This is a genomic window from Fundidesulfovibrio soli, from assembly GCF_022808695.1.
Classification (GTDB): Bacteria; Desulfobacterota; Desulfovibrionia; order Desulfovibrionales; family Desulfovibrionaceae; genus Fundidesulfovibrio; species Fundidesulfovibrio soli.
The window spans coordinates 377,033-398,598 of record NZ_JAKZKW010000001.1; the positions used below are offsets into that span (position 1 = coordinate 377,033).

General features: G+C 63.8%; 18 protein-coding genes and 1 tRNA gene. 13 read left to right on the plus strand and 6 right to left on the minus strand.

From position 1 onward, the window contains the following. Positions 1-149: 149 nt before the first annotated feature. The 5 genes from MLE18_RS01790 to MLE18_RS01810 all read right to left on the minus strand — a co-directional run bounded on the left by MLE18_RS01790 (position 150) and on the right by MLE18_RS01810 (position 3,249). Entirely contained in the window at positions 150-593 is a 444-nt protein-coding gene (locus tag MLE18_RS01790; protein WP_243366795.1) for a universal stress protein, read from the minus strand. Then, a complete protein-coding gene (locus MLE18_RS01795) occupies positions 593-994 on the minus strand; it encodes a biotin/lipoyl-binding protein (RefSeq protein WP_243366797.1) in 402 nt (133 codons plus the stop codon). The genes MLE18_RS01790 and MLE18_RS01795 overlap by 1 nt, the downstream gene beginning before the upstream one ends. Positions 995-1,010: 16 nt before the next feature. Further along, on the minus strand, positions 1,011-2,126 hold the full coding sequence (locus tag MLE18_RS01800; RefSeq protein ID WP_243366799.1) for a YeiH family protein: 1,116 nt from the start codon (positions 2,124-2,126) through the stop codon (positions 1,011-1,013). 36 nt (positions 2,127-2,162) lie between these two features. Next, positions 2,163-2,603 carry a universal stress protein gene (locus MLE18_RS01805; RefSeq protein WP_336605551.1) on the minus strand — a complete coding sequence of 147 codons (441 nt, stop codon included), beginning with the start codon at positions 2,601-2,603 and terminating at the stop codon, positions 2,163-2,165. Positions 2,604-2,775: 172 nt separating this feature from the next. Beyond that, on the minus strand, positions 2,776-3,249 hold the full coding sequence (locus MLE18_RS01810) for a hypothetical protein (protein WP_243366803.1): 474 nt from the start codon (positions 3,247-3,249) through the stop codon (positions 2,776-2,778). A 715-nt stretch (positions 3,250-3,964) separates the two neighbouring features. Here MLE18_RS01810 and MLE18_RS01815 point away from each other — a divergent pair. The 10 genes from MLE18_RS01815 (at position 3,965) to MLE18_RS01860 (ending at position 16,823) form a co-directional block, all read left to right on the plus strand. Then, positions 3,965-4,630 (plus strand): substrate-binding periplasmic protein, encoded by a 666-nt coding sequence (locus MLE18_RS01815; protein ID WP_243366805.1) that lies wholly within the window; start codon positions 3,965-3,967, stop codon positions 4,628-4,630. 351 nt (positions 4,631-4,981) lie between these two features. Further along, a complete protein-coding gene (locus MLE18_RS01820) occupies positions 4,982-6,745 on the plus strand; it encodes a sigma 54-interacting transcriptional regulator (protein WP_243366807.1) in 1,764 nt (587 codons plus the stop codon). Positions 6,746-7,253: 508 nt separating this feature from the next. After that, positions 7,254-8,450, plus strand: a complete 1,197-nt coding sequence (locus MLE18_RS01825) for an ABC transporter substrate-binding protein (RefSeq protein WP_243366809.1) — start codon at positions 7,254-7,256, stop codon at positions 8,448-8,450. A 74-nt stretch (positions 8,451-8,524) separates the two neighbouring features. After that, entirely contained in the window at positions 8,525-9,412 is an 888-nt protein-coding gene (locus MLE18_RS01830) for a branched-chain amino acid ABC transporter permease (protein ID WP_243366811.1), read from the plus strand. A 1-nt stretch (position 9,413) separates the two neighbouring features. Continuing rightward, positions 9,414-10,391 carry a branched-chain amino acid ABC transporter permease gene (locus MLE18_RS01835; RefSeq protein WP_243366815.1) on the plus strand — a complete coding sequence of 326 codons (978 nt, stop codon included), beginning with the start codon at positions 9,414-9,416 and terminating at the stop codon, positions 10,389-10,391. A 1-nt stretch (position 10,392) separates the two neighbouring features. Then, positions 10,393-11,157 carry an ABC transporter ATP-binding protein gene (locus tag MLE18_RS01840; protein WP_243366817.1) on the plus strand — a complete coding sequence of 255 codons (765 nt, stop codon included), beginning with the start codon at positions 10,393-10,395 and terminating at the stop codon, positions 11,155-11,157. Further along, on the plus strand, positions 11,154-11,858 hold the full coding sequence (locus MLE18_RS01845) for an ABC transporter ATP-binding protein (protein ID WP_243366820.1): 705 nt from the start codon (positions 11,154-11,156) through the stop codon (positions 11,856-11,858). Before MLE18_RS01840 ends, MLE18_RS01845 begins: the two co-directional genes overlap by 4 nt. A gap of 127 nt (positions 11,859-11,985) precedes the next feature. Continuing rightward, positions 11,986-13,143: an iron-containing alcohol dehydrogenase gene (locus MLE18_RS01850; protein WP_243366822.1), complete on the plus strand. Its 1,158-nt coding sequence runs from the start codon at positions 11,986-11,988 to the stop codon at positions 13,141-13,143. Positions 13,144-13,252: 109 nt separating this feature from the next. Beyond that, positions 13,253-15,016: an aldehyde ferredoxin oxidoreductase family protein gene (locus MLE18_RS01855; protein WP_243366824.1), complete on the plus strand. Its 1,764-nt coding sequence runs from the start codon at positions 13,253-13,255 to the stop codon at positions 15,014-15,016. A gap of 343 nt (positions 15,017-15,359) precedes the next feature. Next, positions 15,360-16,823, plus strand: coding sequence for a hypothetical protein (locus MLE18_RS01860; protein ID WP_243366826.1), 1,464 nt, complete (start codon positions 15,360-15,362; stop codon positions 16,821-16,823). Between the two features lie 86 nt (positions 16,824-16,909). Here MLE18_RS01860 and MLE18_RS01865 read toward each other — a convergent pair whose 3' ends face one another. Beyond that, on the minus strand, positions 16,910-19,189 hold the full coding sequence (locus tag MLE18_RS01865; protein WP_243366828.1) for a Rossmann fold nucleotide-binding protein: 2,280 nt from the start codon (positions 19,187-19,189) through the stop codon (positions 16,910-16,912). A 167-nt stretch (positions 19,190-19,356) separates the two neighbouring features. Between MLE18_RS01865 and MLE18_RS01870 the strand changes: the two genes are divergently transcribed. The 3 genes from MLE18_RS01870 (at position 19,357) to MLE18_RS01880 (ending at position 21,543) form a co-directional block, all read left to right on the plus strand. Next, positions 19,357-20,250 carry an NAD(P)/FAD-dependent oxidoreductase gene (locus MLE18_RS01870; RefSeq protein WP_243366830.1) on the plus strand — a complete coding sequence of 298 codons (894 nt, stop codon included), beginning with the start codon at positions 19,357-19,359 and terminating at the stop codon, positions 20,248-20,250. Between the two features lie 69 nt (positions 20,251-20,319). Beyond that, positions 20,320-20,395, plus strand: a tRNA-Ile gene (locus MLE18_RS01875). Positions 20,396-20,520: 125 nt separating this feature from the next. Further along, complete coding sequence (locus MLE18_RS01880) at positions 20,521-21,543, plus strand: Nif3-like dinuclear metal center hexameric protein (RefSeq protein ID WP_243366832.1); 1,023 nt, start codon at positions 20,521-20,523, stop codon at positions 21,541-21,543. Positions 21,544-21,566 lie beyond the last annotated feature (23 nt).

A 21,566-nucleotide genomic window follows, 5' to 3' on the forward strand; every position in this document is an offset into this window, starting at 1 on the left:
ATCGAGTCCGTCGCCACACGAGAATGTCCGGGCAGCCGGTGTGACTCAGGCAAGCCAGCCCTGGCAGAGCCTGCTGGCCGCCGGGCTGGCGAGTGCCCTATCCGCTTCAGATTGCATGGCGCTCTTGGGCCAGCTGCCCCCAAACAAGCTTAAATCTGGCGAACGGGCGTATTCACCAGGAACAGCGAACATGGGAGCTTGCCCAGGAGGTCTTTGGCGGTGTCGCGCACTGTCGCCGTACCGCGCCAGAAGGGGTGGGCCATCACCATCAGGCCGTAGCCTCCTGTCCGGGCCTCCTTGAGGAGTTCCTCGCGCACCACGCCCTGGACGACCTTCACCTCCAGTTCGATGCCCTCGGCCCTGGAGCGCAACTCAGCCGTGAGCCTCTCGGAGTCCTTCACGTCCTCCTGCCCGGCGTACTCGATGTAGCTGCCGCGTACTGTGGATCCGGAGAGCCAGTCGTGGCCGGTGTAGTCGCTCCAGTTGCCGTCGAGCACGAACAAGGCCATGAGAGGCTCCCCCCGTTCGCGGGAGAGCCTCACGGCTTCGTCCATGGCCTGGGTGGATTCATCCAGAGCCAACAGAATGCTCATTAGGGAAGCGTCCCCTTTACATGCTCCACCACCAGCAGGCCGTTGCCCTTCTTGAAGGCGTCGCCAGGTTTCTTCTTGAGTTCCAGAACCTTGCCTGGAGTCTTGGACTTGAAAGTCTCGGTGGCCTTGCTCTCCTCCAGCTTGCCCTCGACGAATTTCTTCTTCACGGTTTCATAGGTGTACAGGGGCTGTCCTTCCTTGATGGTGTCGCCCATGGCCACCTTCATCTCGACGAGCTTGCCGTCCGCGGGGGCTTTGATGGTCACTTTGTCCAGGAAAAAGGCCATGTAGATCATCACCGAGGCGGCCACCAGGACGGCGAAGCAGATGGCCCCGAAGTCCTCGTGACGGTCAGTCTTGAAAACGGTGAGCTTTCCGCTCTTCGCAGCAGCTTGAGACATACGTTCCTCCTACAGGCTAGAACGGGGCGGACTTGGGGATGATGGTCAGGACCATGATGAGCGCCAGCACGTACTTGATCGTTCCGGCGGTGAGGCCGACGATCAGGGGCTTGCCTCCGGCGGCCTTGATCTCGCCGAAGTCGATGTAGGCGCCCAGGCCCACCATTCCGATGCCGAAGATCCACTGCATCAGGGTGCGCAGCAGATGGGAGGTCTCGGAGCCTTCCTGGCCCAGAAGACCCAGGGAGGACAGCACGGTCATGCCCACGAAACCCAGCACGAAGATGGGGAACTTGGATTTGAGAATCTGCCACAAGCTCACGTTCTGGGCCTCTACGTCGTCCTTGTTGCCGCTCCAGTACCAGACGGTGATCACGAAGACCACGAAGGGGATGATGATGACGCGCATCACGTTCCACAACTCGCCGTAAGCCACGGCCGTGCCGGGAGCCACCAGCGGGTTGAAGGCCAGACAGGCGGCCAGCACCTGGCCGGAGTTCAGGATGCCCGTGCCGACCCACACGCCGTACTGGTAGTCGGAGAAGTGGAACAGGTTGCCCAGGTAGGGGGAGATGAACATGGTCAGCACGCCGAAGCCAAGGATGGTGGCGATGGCCAGAGCCACCTCGGCCGGCTTGGCCTTGACGCCGGGACTGGTGGCCACCGCGGCCGAAACGCCGCACACGCCGCAGGCAGCGCACATGACGCCGATGAGGGAGCGGTCCATGTTCAGGCGCTTGCCCAGCCACATGACCAGCACCACCGAGCCGAACACGAACACCGAGATCAGGAACGCCGCCTGGAATCCCAGTTTGGCCAGGCCGCCCAGGGTGTAGATGGAGCCCAGCATGATGACGCCGGTCTTGATGAACAGGCGCGTGGTGCGGAAACCATCGGCCAGGAACGCGGGAATCGTGCCCCTGAAAATGACGTTGCGGTACAACACGCCCATGACGATGGAAATGATGATGTAGTTCAGGTTGAGAACGCGCGAGAAGAATTGCTTGTAGCCTAAGAAGTCGACCGGCTTCAGCGCCTCCTCGGCCCAGTTGGCAAACAGGAACGTGCCTACCATCAGGGCAAGGCCCGGCACGATGCCCAAGAGACCGCCGGCTGCACCTTTATTTTCCATTGCTCTTCACTCCTTTGCTTTCCTGCGTTCCACAAACTACTTCACGATCAGAGTGTTCACGTCCGCCAAACCCGCCACCCGCGAAGATACCGAGCCAAGAAACATCTTCGCCGCGCCGTGCTTGCCGTGGCTGCCCACCACGATAAGCTCCGACTTCAACTCCCGGGCGGCTTCCACGATGGCCTCGGCAGGGCGGCCGTTCTTGATGACGATCTCCGCCTTGATGCCTTTGGAGGCCAACGCATCGGAAACCTTCTTCATCAGGCCCCTGGCCTCAGTGTTCAGGCTGCTGGCGACCAGGTCGCAGTCCTCGTTGGAGAGTTCTTCCGTCGCTAGGCACAAGTCCGGCACCACGGTGACGATATCCACTTTGCCGCCTAATCCACCGGCAATCCGGATAGCGACATCCAGGGCCTTGGCAGCTTGGACAGAACCGTCGTGAGCAACAAGAACATTCATCGTGCAACCTCCTTTCATGGTGGCGCAGGGCGTTCCCTGCAAATCAAAGAACCGTTGAGAAACAGCGGGGTGTCTCCTGTGGCCATTCCGCTTGCCGGACGTATGTGTCCCCAGGCGGAGTGAGGCAAGAGTCTGGCTGTTTGATCCGGATGTTACCCTCTCCGATCATATCCGGTGTGCTTTGCCCGGCCTAACCCAGCAAACGCCAGGCGAGGTCGGCGCTTTTCACCTTCTTCAGGGGCACCGGTTTCCTGTCTGGCAAGACCAGGTGAACAGACGCTCCGGGGACAGCCTTCAAAAGAGCCCAGACCCTGTCCCAAAGTCTATCGAGGCGTTCGCGAAGTTCACGTTCTTGAGGATGCTCAATGGTCATGTCGTAGCTTGAAAATGCTGAAACCAGGGCGTTGGCCACGTCCATCCAGTCCGTCTCGGGAATTGACAGGGTCGGGCGAACCCTCACGATCACACGCCATGCCGGCGGATCCATCGATTTTTGCGCAACAAATGGCGGAGCGCATTCCAATGTTTCTTCACAGGCTGAGGCGATGGCAGAGGCAAGGGACTCGCCACCGGTCACCAAGAGAGTGAAGCTTTCTCCCATCACGAGGTAACCCTCTGCGAAGAAGGAGGCACCGGAATTGCGGAGGACTTTGTCCCGCGTCATGCCCCACCGGGCATGTCGCAGGAAATGTCTTTATTCGTAAACCACATGCACCTTATTCGTCACGATGTAAACCTTCCGGCCTGTGTATTGCCCACGCTTTGCCTGGAACCCGCGCAGGCCCCGCCGTGGCCGAGGCCCGCCAAGGTGTCAGGGCGCATGTCTGGCAAATCGGGGTCTGACAGGCACCTCCAGCGACTGTGAGCAGACACACGGTGCCTACAACTTTGGAGCGTGATTCAAGCGGGCCGTGCCTGAGGCGCGCTTGAGCACCCGTTAAGGTTTTCCAGGCGTCTCGCGACGCTCCTGATGCGGGAGCCCGGACCACACGGACTCCTCCAACATGATGCGAGCGTGGGCAATTGTGGACCGAATCGCTAACAGCGGGACGACTTCCCACCCGCCCTTCCCCTGCCGTCATGCCCTGCGGGTTGCGGTATGTTCGGCGGGACGATGTTGTGCGACGGACCTGCTCAAAAACGTGCCCGGTGAATATTCTTGCGATCCGATTAAGCCAGGTTGCAGCATGGGGAGATGTTGTCAAAAGCAACTTAACCGATAGAAACCACGCCCATGGTTGCCATGACTCCATTTTTTTGTTTAAATTGAACAGTAAGTTGTCAATCATAACAAGACCAAGTCTATGAGAATCATTTTCTGTCTTCAAGTCCTCATCCTCTTCGCATTCCATCCGTTATGCGGGTATGCGAAGGAACAGATGGATGTTTTCTATATTGACTACCCGCCGTACTATTACAGCGCCCAGGGGGAGCCGAAGGGCATCCTGCTGGAAAGGGCGATCAGGGCGATCAATTGTGCCAAGATCGACTTCACGCTGACCGAGCTGCCGTCGAACCGTGCGTTGGACGGGGTCAAGCTCGGACACAACGCGATGTCCATCGGCTGGTTCAAAACGCAGGAGCGGGAATCATTCGCCAAATTTTCCATTCCAATCTATCAAAACAAGCCACAGGCTGCGATATTCAAGAAAGAAAATGCACAAGCCTTTGCACCGTTCACAAGCCTGTCTGAGCTGATCGTGAAGTCGAAGCTGGTCCTTGGAGTCGTCGCAGGCCACTCCGAAGGCAAGATTGTCGACGACATCATCAGGATGAACCCGACAAACGTCTTCCGTGTGAACGCCGAACAGATGAACATCATAGCGATGCTCGATGCCGGCAGGTTCGACTACATCCTCCTGCCCCCCGAAGAATTCGACAACCTCGTCATCACACGCAGGCTCAACTCCGCCGACTACGTTCTGAAGTGCCTGGACGACATCCCCCCGGGGAACAAGCGGCACCTCATATTTTCCCGTGATGTGAGCGACGAGGTCATCGAGGCCATCAACCGCTGCATCGCAGACGACGACCCCTCCAATTGAATCACTCGCTGCTTTGCTGCCTTCCGGCCCGCATGCCCGGCCATGCAAATGCCCGGCGCAGCCCCCCTCACTCGCCTCGTTTCTGGTCAGCCTGACCGCGCCCACGCTCTCGCCGAACAGCAGTATCCCCGTGGCCCAATGGAAAACGCCGTGGACACAGGCGCCCTCCTCCCGTCGCGCCCGGCCCCATTCGGCTCCCCGGCCGGGTTGTAGCCTTGTTGCATCGGGCGGCCCGCCTCCCGCGAGCTTTACTCATGGAGCGGCACTGCGTAGGGTGAAACTTATCCATCCGTACCGGCTTCCCTTGCGTGGAGTATTCCTTTCAGGCGACGAAACAGAGAGGGCGAGAGCGTGTCCGATCCGCATGTCTGCGATCCTGCGTCGTTCCAGACGATCCTCGATGCCGCACCCATCGGGCTCATGGTCGTGGACGCACTCGGGCTGATCCGTTTCGCCAACGAACCGGTCGAGGCATTCCTCGAAACCCCCAAGGGAGGGCTGGCCGGCAAGAACCTCTCCCTTGTCCTGCCCAGCTCCCTGGCGACACAGGTCCTGGCCACGGGCAAGCCCGTCTACGGGCAGATGCTCGCGCTCGACAACGCGGTGCTCATGGCCAACCACGCGCCGCTCTACGACTCCGGGCAGCTTTCGGGAGTCATCAGCGTCTTCCAGGACACCACCATCCTGGAAAACGCCTCCTGCGAGCTCCACTACGTCAAGGACCACATCAAGGAACTCAGCGCCATCATCAACTCCTCCTACGACGGCATGTTCATCACGGACGGCGCGGGCAACGTGCTGCTGCTCAACGAAGCCTACCAGCGCATGACCGGCATCGAGGCCGAGGAGGTGCTCGGCAAGAACATGCAGCAGTTGGTGGAGGAGAAATACTACGACCAGTCCGTCACGCTGCTGGTCATGGAGACCGGCAGGGCCGCCACCATCAACCAGACCATCAAGGGCAAGCGCAGGCTGCTGGTCACGGGCAGTCCCGTGTTCGACGACTCGGGCAAGCTCGTGCGTGTGGTCACCAACGTGCGCGACATCACCGACCTGTTCAGCCTGCGCGACCAGCTGAACAAGACCAGGGAAAAAACCAAGCAGTACGAATCCGAGATATCCTACCTGCGCTCCCTGCAGATAGAAGCCAGCGACATCGTGTTCCGCAGCAGGGCCATGGCCCAGGCTCTGGTCACGGCGACCAAGGTGGCCTACGTGGACTCCACCGTGCTCATCACCGGTGATTCCGGCACCGGCAAGGAACTGATCGCCAAGCTGATCCACAAGAAAGGCAAAGGGGCCACGCAGCCCTTCATCGCCATCAACTGCGCCGCCCTTCCGGAGCAGCTGCTGGAATCCGAGCTGTTCGGCTACGAGGGCGGGGCCTTCACCGGGGCGCGCAGGGAGGGAAAACCCGGCCTGTTCGAGCTGGCCAACAACGGCACCCTCTTCCTGGACGAGGTGGGGGACATGCCCGTGCTGCTGCAGGCCAAGCTGCTGCGGGCCATCAACGACAAGCAGATCATGCGCCTGGGCAGCACCAAGCCCATCAACGTCAACGTGCGCATCATCGGCGCCACCCACCGCGACATCCAGAAGATGGTCGAGATGCGCGAGTTCCGGCGGGACCTTTACTACCGGCTCATGGTGGTGCCCATCCACCTGCCGCTGTTGCGCGAGCGCCAGGAGGACATCCCCCTGCTGGCGATGCACTTCATGGACAAGTTCAACCGCCGCTTCGGCTACCGCAAGACCATCAGCCCGGGGGCGGTGGACGTGCTCGAACTCTACCCCTGGCCCGGCAACGTGCGCGAACTGGAGAGCATGATAGAGCGGTTGATGGTGACCACGGCCGACAACGAGATCACCGTGGAGCACCTGCCCAGCCATATCCGCCGTTCGGTCTACATTCCGAAGCGCGGCTCCAGGATGAGCGAGGCCGTGGCCGAAGTGGAGACCTACCTGCTGGAGAAGGCCTTCAACAAACACGGCAACTGGCAGAAGGCGGCGCTGGAACTGGGCATCGACAAGGCCACCGCCTACCGCAAGGCGGCCAAATACGGCCTGCTCAAGGATCGCGGCCTGTTCGGCCATACGGGCTTGTCGCAGAATTGATTTTGTCGCATTTGTGCGAATTATAAATATTGAGAGCTGTTAGTTTGATTAGCCAAGTTTAATTTCGCAATTCCGCACCAAGCCTCCCCAAACTGCATCCCCCTCAACCCGCACCAATCCTCATTTTTGCGTGTCCGGCACGCTTCTGGCTATACACTGCCGCGCACCGTTCCATTGGATCATGTCTTTAATTTGCGGTGTGACGCGGGCGCACGCCGTACAATCCGCACCGAATCCGCCCGCCACTTCTGATGCAGTTCCGCATCGGACGGATCATGCCACTATCCGCTGCTTCGGGATCATTCCCCGTACAGCCGACGCAAAGCACTTACAGAGCCGCATCACCGGACCGCCGTCCGGCGCGACACAGGAGGACCAAGCCAGCAAGACACATCCGGTTCCGTGCCGAATCGGACATCGAGTCGAGTCAAACACCCAACAGGAGGAATGACGGATGGCATCCATCAGACGCATCGCTTCTCTTTGTTTGTCGCTGTTATTGACGAGTATGCTCACGTCCGCATTGGCACAGGACAAAGTCATCAAGATCGGGGCGCTGTACCCGATGACGGGCAGGTCCGGCATCTACGGCATGGACTCCGTGGCCGCCGCCGAGATGGCCGCCGAGGAGATCAACTCCAAGGGCGGCGTGGCCGGGTACAAGATCCAGTTCATCAACACGGACAGCAAGGCCAAACCCGACTACTCCGTGACCGTGGCCAAGCGCTACATCTCCGACGACAAGGTCAACTTCCTTTTCGGCGTGGTCAGTTCCGCCGTGGGCCTGGCCCTCACCGAGGTCTCCAAGCAGGAGAAGAAGATCTTCATCGGCACCGACCACGCGGCCACCGAGCTGACGGTGCAGAACCTCCAGCCCTACTACTTCCGCGTCTCCAACAACACCTTCCAGTCCATGGCCGCCGGGGCGCTCTACCTCAAGGAGCTGGCCCAGACCAAGCCCTGGAAGACCATCGCCTACATCGGCCCCGACTACGCCTACGGCCACGCCCAGATCGAGGAGCTGAAGTTCAACCTGGACCGCTTCGGCGTGAAGTACCAGATGGTCGGCGAGTACTGGCCCAAACTGTTCGAATCCGACTACACCTCCTACATCACCTCCATCATGCAGGCCAAGCCGGACATCCTGGTCAGCGGCTTCTGGGGCGGCGACACCGTGGCCTTCATCAAGCAGGCCGCGCCCTACGGCCTGTTCGAGAAGAGCCTCTATTTCCACCCCGACGCGGGCGGCAACTACGAGCTGCTGAGCGCCATGGGCGACAGCCTGCCCCTGGGCCTCGTGCTCTCCGCCAGGCACCACAACAACTGGCCCGACACCGCCATGAACAAGGACTACGTGTCCAAGTTCCACAAGAAGACCGGCCGCTACCCCACCTACGCCGCCGAAGGCGCCTACGTGGGCGTGTACGCCATCGCCGAGGCGGTGAAGAAGGTCGGCAACCCCAATGACACCGATGCCCTGGTCAAGGCGCTGGAAGGCCTGAAGTTCCAGCAGCCCGAGGACCCCGAGGGCTTCACCTCCTACATCGACCCCGCCTCGCATCAGATCGTGCAGGTGCAGGCCATCGGCGTGACCGTGCCCAACACCGCCTTCCCGCCCGCCACCCGCATGCTCGGGCAGTGGAAGGTCTACAAGGCAGATGAGCTGCTCCCGCCCAAGGAGTGGATCGAAAAGAACAAGAAGTAACGCCTCGCGGCCTTTGATCCGGGCGCGGGGAGCCCTCCCGCGCCCGGAATGCACCTGACAACCAGGAGCGGCTCATGGACTTTTCATTCATCGTCGTACAGCTCATCAGCGGCCTGACCATGGCGACGTTTCTCTTCCTCATCGCCAGCGGCCTGACGCTCATCTTCGGCGTGGGCAAGGTCTTCAACTTCGCCCACGGCTCGTTCTTCATGATCGGGGCCTACGTTGGCTACCAGTTCTCGTCTGTCTGGGGCCAGAGCTTCTGGCTCAGCCTGGTCTGCGGGGGCCTCTTCGCGGGGCTGCTGGGCATGGTGGCGGAATACTTCTTCCTTCGCAGGATCTACGGCCGCGCCGACGAGGGCGGGTTCCAGATCCTGCTGACGTATTCCTTCATCCTCATCCTCGACGACCTGGTGAAGCTGGTCTGGGGCACGGAATACAAGTCCCTGGCCAAACCGCCCGCCCTCTCCGGGGCCATCAACATGGGCGGCATCGTGGTGCCCACCTACAACGTGGCGGTCATCGCCATCGGCCTGGTCGTGGTTGTGGCTGCCTGGTGGCTGCTCAACAACACCAGGGGCGGACGCATCGCGCGCGCCTCCGCCCTGGACCGGGAGATGCTCTCCGTGCTGGGCGTGAACGTGCCCATGACCATGACCCTGGTGTTCGGCATAGCCACGGCCCTCTCCGGCATGACCGGCGTGCTGGCCGCGCCCCTGCGCTCCGTGACGCCGGGCGCAGGCATCGAGGTCATCATCGATTCGCTCATCGTGGTGGTGCTGGGCGGCCTGGGCAACTTCTGGGGGGCGTGGCTGGCCGCGCTGCTCATCGGTGAGGTCAACTCCTTCGCCATCGTCCTGGTGCCCAAGTGGGCCACGCTGTTCAGCTATCTGGTCATGGCGCTGACGCTGATCTTCAAGCCGGAAGGCCTGTTCGCGCCGCGCAGGGTCAGGAGGGTCTAGGATGCCAAGCAAGCCGCAAACCGCCAACACCTGGTACCTGCTGATCTTCCTTGTGGTGTTCAGCTTGGTCCCGGTGCTCAAGACCACCAACTACCAGATGCTCCTTGCCGCGCACGTGCTCGTGTGGGGCCTGTTCGCGGTGTCCTTCAACATGCTCTTCGGGGTGACGGGCATGCTCTCCTTCGGGCAGGCCCTCTACTACGGCATGGGAGCCTACGGCGCGGGACTGAGCGTGAAGTACCTCGGCCAGGCCTGGTTCTTCCCGGGCATGGCCATCGGCATCGTCCTGGCCGCCGTGACCGCCTGGCTGCTCGGACACCTGATCATCAGGGTCAGCGGCGTGTTCTTCACCATGCTGACCCTGGCCTTCGGCCAACTGGGCTGGCAGGTGGTGTTCAAGTGGTACTCCTTCACCGGGGGCGACGACGGCGTACAGAACATCATCCCGCCCGGCATATTCTCCAACAAGGTGGTCTACTACTACCTGGTGCTGGCCCTGGTGGGCGCTTCCATCTGGTTCCTGGGCAGGCTCTCGGCCTCGCCCATGGGGCTCATCCTGCGCTGCGTGCGCCAGAACCCGGAGCGCGTGCGCTTCCTGGGCAGGCGCGTGCGCCGCAACCAGCAGCGCATCTACATGATCTCCTCCCTGTTCACGGCCCTGGCCGGCGGGCTCATGAGCGGCGTGGACTACTCCATCCACACGGACATGTTCTACTGGACCACCTCCGGCCACGTGATCCTCATGTCCATCCTGGGCGGCATCGGCCAGTTCTTCGGCCCCCTGGTGGGCGCGGCGGTCATCGTGACCATCGAGGACGTGGTGGGCGCCTTCACGGAGTACTGGTCGCTGATCATCGGCACGGTCATGCTGGTCATGGTGCTCGGGCTACCGCGCGGCCTGATGGGCGAGATCAGCCAGCTCTGGACGCGCCTGCCCGGCAGGCAGCCCACCCTGACAACCCGGGAGGAGGGCAACTGAGATGGAAGCCACAGCCCCGATCCTCGAACTGGTGGGCCTCTCAAAGGCCTTCGGCGGCCTCAAGGTCACCGACGACGTGAGCTTCAAGGTCATGCCGGGCGAGATATCCGTGGTCATCGGCCCCAACGGCGCAGGCAAGACCACCCTGTTCAACCAGATCACCGGGCATCTCCGCCCGGACAGCGGCCGCATCCTCTTCCAGGGGCGGGACTTGGTGGGCAGGACCACCCAGCAGATCGTGGCCCTAGGGGTCGGCCGGGCCTTCCAGGTGGCCTCGCTGTTCCTGGGCGAGACCGTGCTGGACAACATCCGCGTGGCCTGCCTCTCCAAGCTGGACCAGACGCGCAGGCCCCTGCGCCCCGTCTCTGAGTTCAAGCGCGCCACCAAGCGGGCCATGGAGATCCTCGACAGCCTGGGCCTGGCCCGTTACGCCGCCCGGCAGGCTCACGAACTGGCCCACGGCGACCAGAAGCTCCTGGACATCGGCATCGCCCTGGCCCTGGAGCCGGTGCTGCTGCTGCTCGACGAGCCCACCTCCGGCATGTCCCCCGAGGAGCGCCAGCTCACCCGCGAGCTGGTGCGCAAGCTCTGGAAGGACTTCAACCTCACCCTGATCTTCATCGAGCACGACATGGACACGGTCTTCGGCCTGGCCCAGAACGTGCGCGTCCTCCAGAGCGGGAGGCTGCTCGCCGAAGGCCCGCCCGAGGACATCCGCAAAAACCAGGACGTCATCACCGCCTACCTGGGCGAGGAGGTCGCATGAACCCCATTCTCTCGGCCGGCGGGCTCAACACCTTCTACGGGCGCAGCCACATCCTCTTCGACATGGGCCTCGAGGTCCGCAAGGGGGAGACCGTCTGCCTCGTGGGCCGCAACGGCGCGGGCAAGACCACCACGTTCCGCTCGCTCATGAACCTCTCCCCGCCGAAGTCGGGGCGGGTGCAGTTCATGGGGCGCGAGTGCGCGGGCCTGCCCCCCTACAAGATGGCCAGGCTGGGCCTGGGCTTCGTCCCGGAGGACAGGCGCATCCTCGGGCCCTTCAGCGTGCGCGAGAACCTGGAGATGGGCGTCATCTCCGGTCGCACCGGGCGCTGGAACCTGGAGACCGTTCTGGAGTGCTTCCCCACCCTGCGCCGGATGCTCGACCGCATGGGCGGCTCGCTCTCCGGCGGCGAGCAGCAGATGCTCACCATCGGACGCGCCCTCATGGGCAACCCCGAGGTGCTCATCCTGGACGAGCCCACCGAGGGCCTCTCCCCGGTGATCGTGGGCGAGCTCAAGGAGCTTGTGCTGCGGCTCAAGCGCGAAGGCACGACCATCCTGCTTTCGGAGCAGAACATCCGCTTCGCCCTGGCCGTCTCCGACAGCGTGGCCGTCATGGACAAGGGCCGGGCCGTCTACACGGGCTCGGTGGATTCGTTCAGGAACGACGGCGAGATACAAAGCCGCTACCTCGCGGTCTGAGCGGAGGCCGCCCGCGGGGCGCGGCGCGAAGCCGCGTTTCTGAACGGACGGCCAGGCCTGAGCCGAAGACGGCACGCACCGCACAATGGCCCGCGCTGGCGGAGCCGAACCAAGCAGGGGTACTGCCATGGGAACCGTTACGACGTTTCAGACCACGCGGCGCATCGTCATGGGCGCCGGATCGATAGCCAAGCTGGGTGAGGAAGTCCGCAGGCTGGGCGGCAAGCGGGTGATGGTGGTGACGGACCCGGGCCTGGCCGGGACCGGCCTGGTGGACAAGGTGGAGAACCTGCTGAAGCAGGAGCGGATCGCCTTCGCGCGCTTCTCCGACGTGGAGGCCGACCCCTCCTACGAGACGGCGGTGCGGGCCAGCGAAAAGGTCAAGGAGTTCAAGGCCAACGTCATCCTGGGCCTGGGCGGCGGCTCCGCGCAGGACGTGGCCAAGGTCGCCTCCATCCTGGCCACCAACCCCGGGGACGTCTCCTCCATGTTCGGCATCGACCTCGTCCCCAAGCCCGGGCTCAAGCTCATCCTGATCCCGACCACGGCGGGCACGGGCAGCGAGGTCACGCCCATAGCCATCCTCTCCGACCACCACGAGAAGCTCAAGAAGGGCATCGTGAGCCCGCACCTGTTCCCCAGCGTGGCCCTGCTCGACCCGGAGCTGACCCTGGGCCTGCCGCCGCACATCACCGTGGCCACGGGCATGGACGCCCTGATCCACGCCGTGGAGGCCTACACTTCCAAGAACGCCACACCCATGACCGACATGCTGGCGCTGCAGGCCATCACACTGGTCCACGGCAGCATCAGGACCGCCTTCGCAAACGGCGGCGACATCGAGGCCCGCGCCAAGATGATGGAGGGCAGCATGCTGGCGGGCATGGCCTTCGCCAACGCGGGGGTCACGGCGGTGCACGCCTTCGCCTACCCCATCGGGGCCGAGTACCACATCCCCCACGGCGTGGCCAACAGCATCATGCTCGTGCCCGTCATGGAGTTCAACCTGCTGGGCAACATCCCCAAGTTCGCGCACCTGGCCGAGGTGCTGGGCGAGAACGTGTCGGGCCTTTCCGCCAGGGAGGCCGCGCTCAAGGCGGTGGAGTGCCTGCGCCAGCTCTCAAAGGATTTGCAGGTGCCCGCCAAACTCTCCTCCTTCGGGGTCAAGGACGCGGACATCCCCGGCCTGGCCAAGGGCGTGATGAAGGTCACCCGCCTGCTGGCCAACAACCCGCGCCTGCTGCGCGTGGAGGACGCCGAAAGCATCTACCGCTGCGTACTCTGAGCACTGACCCATTGGCGTTTTGACGGCTTGACCCGGCGCATTCTTGCCGCGAGGCAAAGGGCGCGCCACTCCCCCAACCGGCCCAATCCGGCGTCCAGAAGGAAAGCCCATGTTCGGATTCTACGGCAGGATACTCACGGTGGATCTCGGCAGCAGGACCTACTCCATCGACGCGCCCGAACAGGGGCTGCTGGAGTCCCTGCTTGGGGGCAAGGGGCTGGGCACGGCCCTGCTCGCCTCGCGCAACCCCGCCGGCGCGGACCCCCTGGGTCCGGACAACCGCCTGATCTTCGCCACAGGGCCTTTCTGCGGCGGCCCAATCTGGGGCGGAAGCCGCTACGGCGTGTTCACCAAGTCGCCCCTGACCGGGTTCTACGCCGAATCCTATTCGGGCGGCAAAGTCCCCGAAGCCATCGACCAGACGGGTTTCGACGCCATCGTCATCGAGGGCGCCTCGGAACGGCCCGTGGCCCTGTCCATCCACCCTGAAGGGTGCGCCTTCCACGAGGCGGACCACATGTGGGGCCTGGAGACCTACGACGCCGAACGCGCCGCCCGCTCCGCCCTGGGCGTGGGCAAGCCCGGTTTCGGCGCGCCCGGGGCCGTGGTCATCGGCCCGGCCGGGGAGCGCCTGGTGCGCTACGCCATCATCGCCAACGACTTCTGGCGCTGCGCGGGCAGGGCCGGGGTGGGGGCGGTCATGGGCTCCAAGCGGCTCAAGGCGGTTGTCTTCCAGGGCGACCGCAAGCGGGAGCTGGCCGACCCCAAGGGAGCGCGCGCCTACGCCGCCGCGTTCGCCAAGGCCGGCAAGGAGAACAAGGGCGTCAAGGCCTACAAGGCCTACGGGACCACCATGATGGTGGCGCTGATGAACACCGCCGGGGCCTTCCCGGCCAAATACTGGAGCCAGGGCACCTGCGACCACTGGCCAAGGATCAGCGGGGAGACCTTCCACAAGGAGCACGAGGTCACGCCCCACGCCTGCCTCAAGTGTTTCATGGCCTGCGGGCGCATGGCCAAGCTGGTCAAGGGCCGCCACCAGGGGCTGGTGCTGGAGGGCCCCGAATACGAGACCATCTACGCCTTCGGCGGCCTGTGCATGATCGAGGAGATGGACGAGATCGTCTGGCTCAACGACCTGTGCGACCGCCTCGGCATGGACACCATCAGCGCCGGGAACCTCTGCGCCCTGGCCATCGAGGCCTGCCGAAGGGGGAAGTTGAACCTGGGCCTGGACTACGGCGACTTCGAGGGAGTGGGCAGGCTCATCCACGAGATCGCGGAACGCAGGGGAGTAGGCGAACTCATGGCCGAGGGCATCGTGCCCACGGCCGAGGAATGGGGCCTCTCAGACCTGGCTATCCACGTCAAGGGCATGGAGCCCCCCGGCTACGACCCACGGGTGCTCAAGGGCATGGGCCTGGCCTACGGCACCTCCCCCAGGGGGGCCTGCCACCTGCGCACCACGTTCTACAAGCCCGAGCTGGCCGGCTTCATCCCTCCGGACGCCATCGAGGGCAAGGCCGAGATGCTCACCGACTACGAGGACCGCCTCACCATCTTCGACACGCTTGTCCTCTGCCGCTTCTACCGTGACATGTACACCTGGGAGGAGTTGGAGAAGGCTGTGGGCCTGGTCACGGGGCTGGATGCCTCCAAGGGGGAACTCAGGCGCAAGGCGGCCCGCGTGCTGAACCTCACCCGGGAGTTCAACCTGCGCGAAGGCCTGACCATCAAGGACGACCGGCTGCCCGGCCGCCTGCACCGCGAGGCCCTGCCGGACGGCCGGACCCTGACCGAGGCCGAGATGGAACGCCTGCTGGGCGACTATTACCGCCTGCGGGGCTGGAGACCGGACGGAACGCTGCCCTAGATCATCCTTGGGCCGCTCCGCCTCGGCGAGGGCCGGTATGTGAATCCCTGTGCGGAAGCCCGCATGCGCCCAGTTTGCGGGCTTTCGCCAGCGAGCGTCCGTGCGCTGGCGGACGCGCCAAGATTGCCCTGGACATCCCCCCTCCCCTGTGCTGATGCTTGCTCAGGATCGCCGCAGCATGGCGTTGCGCATGGCCGGGGCCCCATTCATTTCCTGTGATTGCCCGGTTCAGCCCAACTGCGCCAGAACCGAACCGGCTGCGTTCAGTCTCCGTCAGCAACGCAAACACCACGAGGTTGATGTCATGCGTCTGCCCCCTGCCACAGACATTCCGCACAGTTCCATGAGGCTTTCCCTGCCCTTCTTGAAGATGCTGCTCGTCAGCATCATTCTTATGAGCAGTGCCTGGCTCCCCGATACCGCCCAGGCCTTTACCATCTACTTCACGCAAAGCGGTTACAGTGGTCCGGTCTGGCTCCAGATACAGGACCCGAATTACGCTTCAACGAGCACCAACTTCGTAGCCAGCTACGGCTCCGGCACCTCCATCAGCTTCGATGACGGCAACGGGGGCAAAAACCTGATGTCCGCACCCGTCAAACTCACCGACATCGGACCGGGGGGGCTCACCGTCACCTACTCCAACAGCGCGGTGTTTTTCATCTTTTACGACGACCCCACGAACAACTCGCGCACTGCCGCCCCGGCCCACCTGGTCTCCACCCAGCGCTTCCAGCCCTTTGAAGTCACCATGACGGGCAACAGCGGGGACCAGGGCAACCTGACCGCCATCAACTACTTCACCGCCCCGCTCTCCATCCGCAGCTACAGCGTGAACCCCAAGACCACTCCCTCGGCCCCCGTGCTGCAACAGACGGGCTGGGGCACCGCCACTGCCAGGAAGATCGGGGCGCGCATGGCGGCCCTGACCAACAGCAACCCCTCGGCCGTGATCAAGAACGCGGCGGGCAGGGTTGTTCGCTATATCGGGCCCAGCAACTACAACGGCGCGAACCCCTGGCCCTCGTTCGTCCCGTACCTGAAATCGATCTACGCGGCGGGCCAGAGCACCCACATAAAGAGGTCCAACGGCTTTGGTTTCCCGCAGCAAGGCGCGTACATGTTCGGAGCCGACATGCAGGCCACCGCCGACAAGGACGGCAACCTCACGGTCACAGGCGATCTCACCTACTCGACACCCGGCAGTTCAACCCTGCATTCCTGGTCCGGCGCGACCGTGACATTCTCCGTCGCCAACGTGGACGATTACAACAACGCCATTTACGGCCAAGTGCAAACCAGCGCTGTAAGCCTGACCGGATCGGCCTGGACGTCATTCGAGAATTATACAAAAAACACGCTGAAAAACTCGGATCTGCCTCACAACGTGACAGACAACCCTTCATTGTACGACCTCGGCGCCTACAATGTTACGGTCGCCATGATCATCGGGGAAATCACCACCGGCATCCTAGGCGGCTTCTACAACAGCAACTACATGGTCAACGGGACTCCGTTGAAGAACATGACCAGCAACAGCTGGTGGTCCATCGTGCCCATGGTGGGCTTCTCCACCATCCAGCCTGGCAACACTTACTACAACACCTACGCCAACGTCGTATACGAGGAATCCAACAATACGGTGTACGGCGTCCCCTACAGCGACAGGTTCGGCAGCGGCCCCCTGGTCAACACGGTGCAGTTGGGCCAGAATAGCGTCAACTACTGGACCGTGGGCATCGGGGCCCCGCTGGGGGTGAATTCTCCCACGGTCGCGCCCGAGGCCATGCTCCTGCTCGGCAACTGAGCCCGAAACAGTCATACCCCCAAACAGAAAAGGGCGCAGCCACAGGCCGCGCCCTTTCCTCTTGCGGCGCAACACGCGCCGCCCGTCTATTTCTGCATCAGATAGTCGCTCAAGGCCCCCTCGATGTAGGGCGGAATGACCACCCCGGCCCTGGCCAGGTTGTCGCGCGCTGCAGCGGCCTTGGCGATGTCGATGCCCGCCTTGCGCCAGTAGGCCGCCGGGTCGTCCAGGAAGCCCGTGATGACCTGCAGCGCCTCCGGGTAGGAGCGCACCAGGTGGCAGCAGTTCACCACCCACATGGGCCCCAGGGGTGGGATGTCCAGCCCGCCCACGGTGTGCGCGCTGGAGAGCACCTGGAACTGCTCGATGGCTCGTTGCCACAGGTGTCCGCCCTGCCCGTCCAGGCCGATGGGGTCCACGAACACGTAGGGCGCGGGCAGGCAGTGCCCGATCTTCATGAACGTGAGCGCCATGTTGATCTCGTAGCAGGTGCCGTAGCCGCCGATGTTGAACACCTTGAAGATGGAGCGCCGGTCCAGGATGTCCTGCCGGGTGTTCAGGGCGATGTTCACGAACTGGACCACCGCCTCGGGGGAGAAGTTGGTCTCCTGCCCGATCCTCTCGCCGTCGATGCCCACCCCGATGCGGTAGATGCCGTGGCGGGCCGCCGCGTCGTCCACCGCCTTCATCACGCCCGGGCCGCTGCCGTGGGCCACGGCCAAGCCGTCGCCCAGGCGCTGGTCCGCTGCCAGGGCGGTGAAAAAGTCCTCCAACTGAGGCATCAGCACCGGCTTGAGCTCGTCCACCACGGAGCCGAAGAAAGCGAAGGTGGTGTGGATGCGGTCCATGCGGTCCTTGCCTTCGGCGCTGACCCAGAAGCCGTTCTTGAACTCGCGCACGTGGCAACCGTCCGAACACTCGAAGATCATGTAGAAGCGCATGCCCTCGCGCCAGAGGCGGGCGATCTCCTCGTAGGAGGACTGGTCCAGATAGTATTCGGGCCTGGCCCCGTTGCGTCCCGCGCGCATGGTGATGCTCTTGATGAGCACCACTCCCACGCCGCTGCGCTTGAGCACGCGCAGGGTGTCCACCGGCGGCAGGGCGTCGGCCACGAACACCTTGGAGAGGCTCTGCTCCCCGCCAACGTACTTGAGGTCCTGCAGGAAGGTGCGGAAGCGCTTGGGTATCTCGTCCTCGGCCAGCACGGCCTCGGGCACGTTGCCCCGGGCGCACTCGTAGACAAGGCGCCACTGGAACTCGGGTATCCAGCGGCCGTCCTCCTGCTCCCAGGCGATGTTCACGATGCGCCCGGGCATCATGATGCGCCCGTAGAGCCCTCCCCGGCCCGGCGCGGCGGAGATCTCATCGAAGAGCGCCTCGCAGGCCGATGGGTTGAACATGTCGGTGATCTCGGCGAAATCCACGCCCCGGGCCAGGATGGCCGTGGCCTTGCCCGGCTTGAGCACCCGCTTGGAGATGGCCGCGACGCGCTCCTCCGCCGGGTAGAGCTTGATGCGCAGCCGCAGGTCCCGGCAGGGCACGGGCTCCTCCCCCCGGTTGAAGATCTCCGCCTGGCGCATGGTGGCGATGCCCGTGGTGCGCACGCCGTCCAGCAGGCGCGAGGCCAGGTGGAACACCGCCGGGTTGGAGAGCTCGCGCGAGATGAAGGCCATGTACGGCCCGAGCGAGATGCGCAGGGCGCTGACCAAGAACTCCTTGGGGCCGATGGCCTCCGGCAGGCCCGAGGGCGCGGGCTGCTGGAACATGGCCAGGCCGTGCTTGCCCCTGATGATCATCTCCGCGAAGTTGTGCGGAATGGAGATCAGCCGCTGGGAGAGGATGTAGCGCACATTGTCCAGCGGTATCTCGATCAACCCGTCCGGGCCGATGTCGTGGACCTCGGGCAGCAGCAGCTCCTCCTGATCCAGGGCTGCGAGCACCTGGTCGCGGCTGAGGTGCGGCCCCATGGGCACGAAGAGCCTGCCGATGTCCACCGGGGAGCGCTGGGTGAGTATCTTGAGGTCGGAGAGGGACTCGGCCAGGTGGGCGTTCAGGGCCGTGACCACCACGGGCATCTCGATGTACTTGCCCGTGTCCGAGATGTGGGGGTCGCCTTCGGCCAGGTGGATGTCGATGCCGATGCGGGAGTGGCCGCTGCGCCCGCTCAGGTCCAGGAAGTCCTGCAGCGGGCGGGACTGGGCCTTGGCCCGCTCGGCGATGTCGCGCACCAGGCCGCGCAGGGAGTCGCTGACGTGGCTGAGGCGCATGACGCCGAACAACTGGGGGGCGGAAAGCTCCTGGTTGAAGTGGATGACGCTGGCTTCCACCAACTGGCCGTCGCCGGTGACGAATGGGGCCTGATTCATGGGCAGTGCCTGGTCCTTTATGCTTTGAAGTGGCGAATCCTCCTCAATTTATCCCCCTTCCCCGGGCGTGGCAACAGTCTGGCTTCCGGCCTCCCGGCGCCCTTCCCTTTTTCGGCCGCCCGCGTATATTGAAGAGACGAGCCTTTTTCACCCTTCCGGAGATCAGAATGGAAAACACACAGTGCCTCATCATCGGCGCGGGCCCCGCGGGCCTCTCCGCCGGCATCTACCTGGCCAGGGCGGGCATCCGCACCCTGCTGATCGGCTGCGACCCCAAGGTGGCGGGCGATTACGAGATTGCCAACTACTTCGGCTTCGAAGAGTCCATCTCCGGCCGCGACCTCGTGGACAAGGGACGCCGCCAGGCCATCGGCTTCGGCGCGGACCTGCGCTGCGAGCGGGTTCTGGGCGTGCACCACGGCGACTTCGGCGGCTTCAAGGTCAAGACGGACAACAACGAATACCAGGCCGACGCGCTCATCCTGGCCACGGGCGTCTCCCGCTCCAGGCCGCCCATCCCCGGCATCGCGGACTACGAGGGCAAGGGCGTCTCCTACTGCGTGTCCTGCGACGGCTACTTCTACAAGGGCAGGCCCGTGGTTGTGGCCGGCGAGGGCGTGTTCGCGGCCAACCAGGCCCTGGAACTGCTCAATTACACCAAGGACGTGCGCGTCTGCACCCTGGGCAAAAAGCCCACCATGGACGAAGAGTTCCTGAAGCGCCTGCAGGACGCCGGCATCGAGATCATCGAGCAGGGCATCACGGCCATCGGCGGCAGCCCGGCCATGGACAGCCTGACCCTGGCCGACGGCACCGTCCTCAAGGCCGACGGCCTGTTCATCGCCCTGGGCGAGGCATCCTCCACGGATTTCGCCTACACACTGGGCGTGACGCGCGTCGGGAATTTCATCGAGGTGGACCGCGAGATGAAGACCAACATCCCGGGTGTGTTCGCCGCGGGCGACTGCACGGGCGGCTTCCTGCAGATCGCGGTAGCCGTGGGCGAAGGCGCCACCGCCGCCAAGGCCGCCAGCAGCTGGGTCAAATCCCTGAAAAAATAGGCGGGCGCAAACCCAGGGTTGACACGCCGCCAAGATTGGTATTATTGGCGTGGATTCATAACTTACTGGGGGCCTATAGCTCAGTTGGCAGAGCTTCCGGCTCATAACCGGGTGGTCCCAGGTTCGAACCCTGGTAGGCCCACCACTTCAAGGACGATTCGTTGCGGAAGATCGCACACGCTTTCTTTCCGGCATTCGCCGCAACCCGTACACACCGGAAGGTGCTTTCCTAGGGGAATACCCTGAAAGCGCCTTTCTTTTTTGAGCGATATGAACATCCGCGACATCTTCGCCGCCATCGAGCACGCCGCTCCGGCCCACATGGCCGCCCAATGGGACCGCTGCGGCGTGCAGGTTGCCTCCCCCGTGACTGAAGTCACACGCCTCGCCGTGGCCCTGGACCCCACGTCCACGACCATTGAGCATGCCTTGGGCTGGGGGGCGCAGATGGTGCTCACCCACCATCCCCTGGGCAAGACCCCGCGCCTGCCCGACACGCTGGGCGACCACCGCGCGGCGCTCAAGCTGCTGCTTACGAGCGACGCCTGGCTGGTGGCCGCGCACACAACCCTCGACTGCGCTCCCGGCGGCCCCGCCGCCTGGCTGGCTGACGAACTCGGCCTGACAGGCCGGTCCATCGTCGACCCCCAGGGCGCCACGCCGCGCGTGATGGCCTTCTACCGCGAGGTGGCCACCGACGGTTTCGAAGGGCTGAACCTCCCTTCCGACATCGACGTGGGCAGGCTCCATTTCGACCGCGACGCCCTGCGCCACGCGCCTCAAGGGTTCTCCTGCCCGGAGACGGACTGGCCGAAGCTGCGCGCCTACCTGGAAGCCAACGAGGACGTCACCGGCCTGGCGGGCGTGGTGCGCCTGGCCGAACCCGGTGAGCCGTTCGGCTACGGACTTGTGGGCAGTCTGCCCTCCCCGCTGGCCTGGGAGGCCTTCCTTGCCGCTTTGCGCCGGGCTGTGCCCCGGAGTTTCTATACCTTCATTGGAGCGCAGCCCGAGACCGTGAGCACCGTGGCCTACTGCACCGGCTCCGGGTCGTCCTGCGCGGCCAAGGCGTTCGCCAGAGGGGCGGACGTCTTCATTACAGGTGACGTGACCCATCACGCCGCCCTGGACATCGAACCCCTGGGCCTGACCATCGACGTCGGGCACAGGAGCCTTGAAGAAGAGATGATGCGGCGTCTGGCCGGCGATTTTGCCGGACGTTTTTCCGAAAAGGGGCTCGAGGTCCGCTTCTTCCCAAGCGCGGACCCCATGCGCGCGGTCCTCAACCCCGCCTAGCCTCGCCTGGGTGCAACGATTCC

Excerpts from the sequence above, each read along its gene's own strand:
- MLE18_RS01790 (WP_243366795.1), bottom strand. The coding sequence starts at position 593 with ATGAGCATTCTGTTGGCTCTGGATGAATCCACCCAGGCCATGGACGAA.
- MLE18_RS01795 (WP_243366797.1), bottom strand. The coding sequence starts at position 994 with ATGTCTCAAGCTGCTGCGAAGAGCGGAAAGCTCACCGTTTTCAAGACT.
- MLE18_RS01800 (WP_243366799.1), bottom strand. The coding sequence starts at position 2,126 with ATGGAAAATAAAGGTGCAGCCGGCGGTCTCTTGGGCATCGTGCCGGGC.
- MLE18_RS01805 (WP_336605551.1), bottom strand. The coding sequence starts at position 2,603 with ATGAAAGGAGGTTGCACGATGAATGTTCTTGTTGCTCACGACGGTTCT.
- MLE18_RS01810 (WP_243366803.1), bottom strand. The coding sequence starts at position 3,249 with ATGACGCGGGACAAAGTCCTCCGCAATTCCGGTGCCTCCTTCTTCGCA.
- MLE18_RS01815 (WP_243366805.1), top strand. The coding sequence starts at position 3,965 with ATGGATGTTTTCTATATTGACTACCCGCCGTACTATTACAGCGCCCAG.
- MLE18_RS01825 (WP_243366809.1), top strand. The coding sequence starts at position 7,254 with ATGCTCACGTCCGCATTGGCACAGGACAAAGTCATCAAGATCGGGGCG.
- MLE18_RS01830 (WP_243366811.1), top strand. The coding sequence starts at position 8,525 with ATGGACTTTTCATTCATCGTCGTACAGCTCATCAGCGGCCTGACCATG.
- MLE18_RS01835 (WP_243366815.1), top strand. The coding sequence starts at position 9,414 with ATGCCAAGCAAGCCGCAAACCGCCAACACCTGGTACCTGCTGATCTTC.
- MLE18_RS01840 (WP_243366817.1), top strand. The coding sequence starts at position 10,393 with ATGGAAGCCACAGCCCCGATCCTCGAACTGGTGGGCCTCTCAAAGGCC.
- MLE18_RS01845 (WP_243366820.1), top strand. The coding sequence starts at position 11,154 with ATGAACCCCATTCTCTCGGCCGGCGGGCTCAACACCTTCTACGGGCGC.
- MLE18_RS01850 (WP_243366822.1), top strand. The coding sequence starts at position 11,986 with ATGGGAACCGTTACGACGTTTCAGACCACGCGGCGCATCGTCATGGGC.
- MLE18_RS01855 (WP_243366824.1), top strand. The coding sequence starts at position 13,253 with ATGTTCGGATTCTACGGCAGGATACTCACGGTGGATCTCGGCAGCAGG.
- MLE18_RS01860 (WP_243366826.1), top strand. The coding sequence starts at position 15,360 with ATGAGGCTTTCCCTGCCCTTCTTGAAGATGCTGCTCGTCAGCATCATT.
- MLE18_RS01865 (WP_243366828.1), bottom strand. The coding sequence starts at position 19,189 with ATGAATCAGGCCCCATTCGTCACCGGCGACGGCCAGTTGGTGGAAGCC.
- MLE18_RS01870 (WP_243366830.1), top strand. The coding sequence starts at position 19,357 with ATGGAAAACACACAGTGCCTCATCATCGGCGCGGGCCCCGCGGGCCTC.
- MLE18_RS01880 (WP_243366832.1), top strand. The coding sequence starts at position 20,521 with ATGAACATCCGCGACATCTTCGCCGCCATCGAGCACGCCGCTCCGGCC.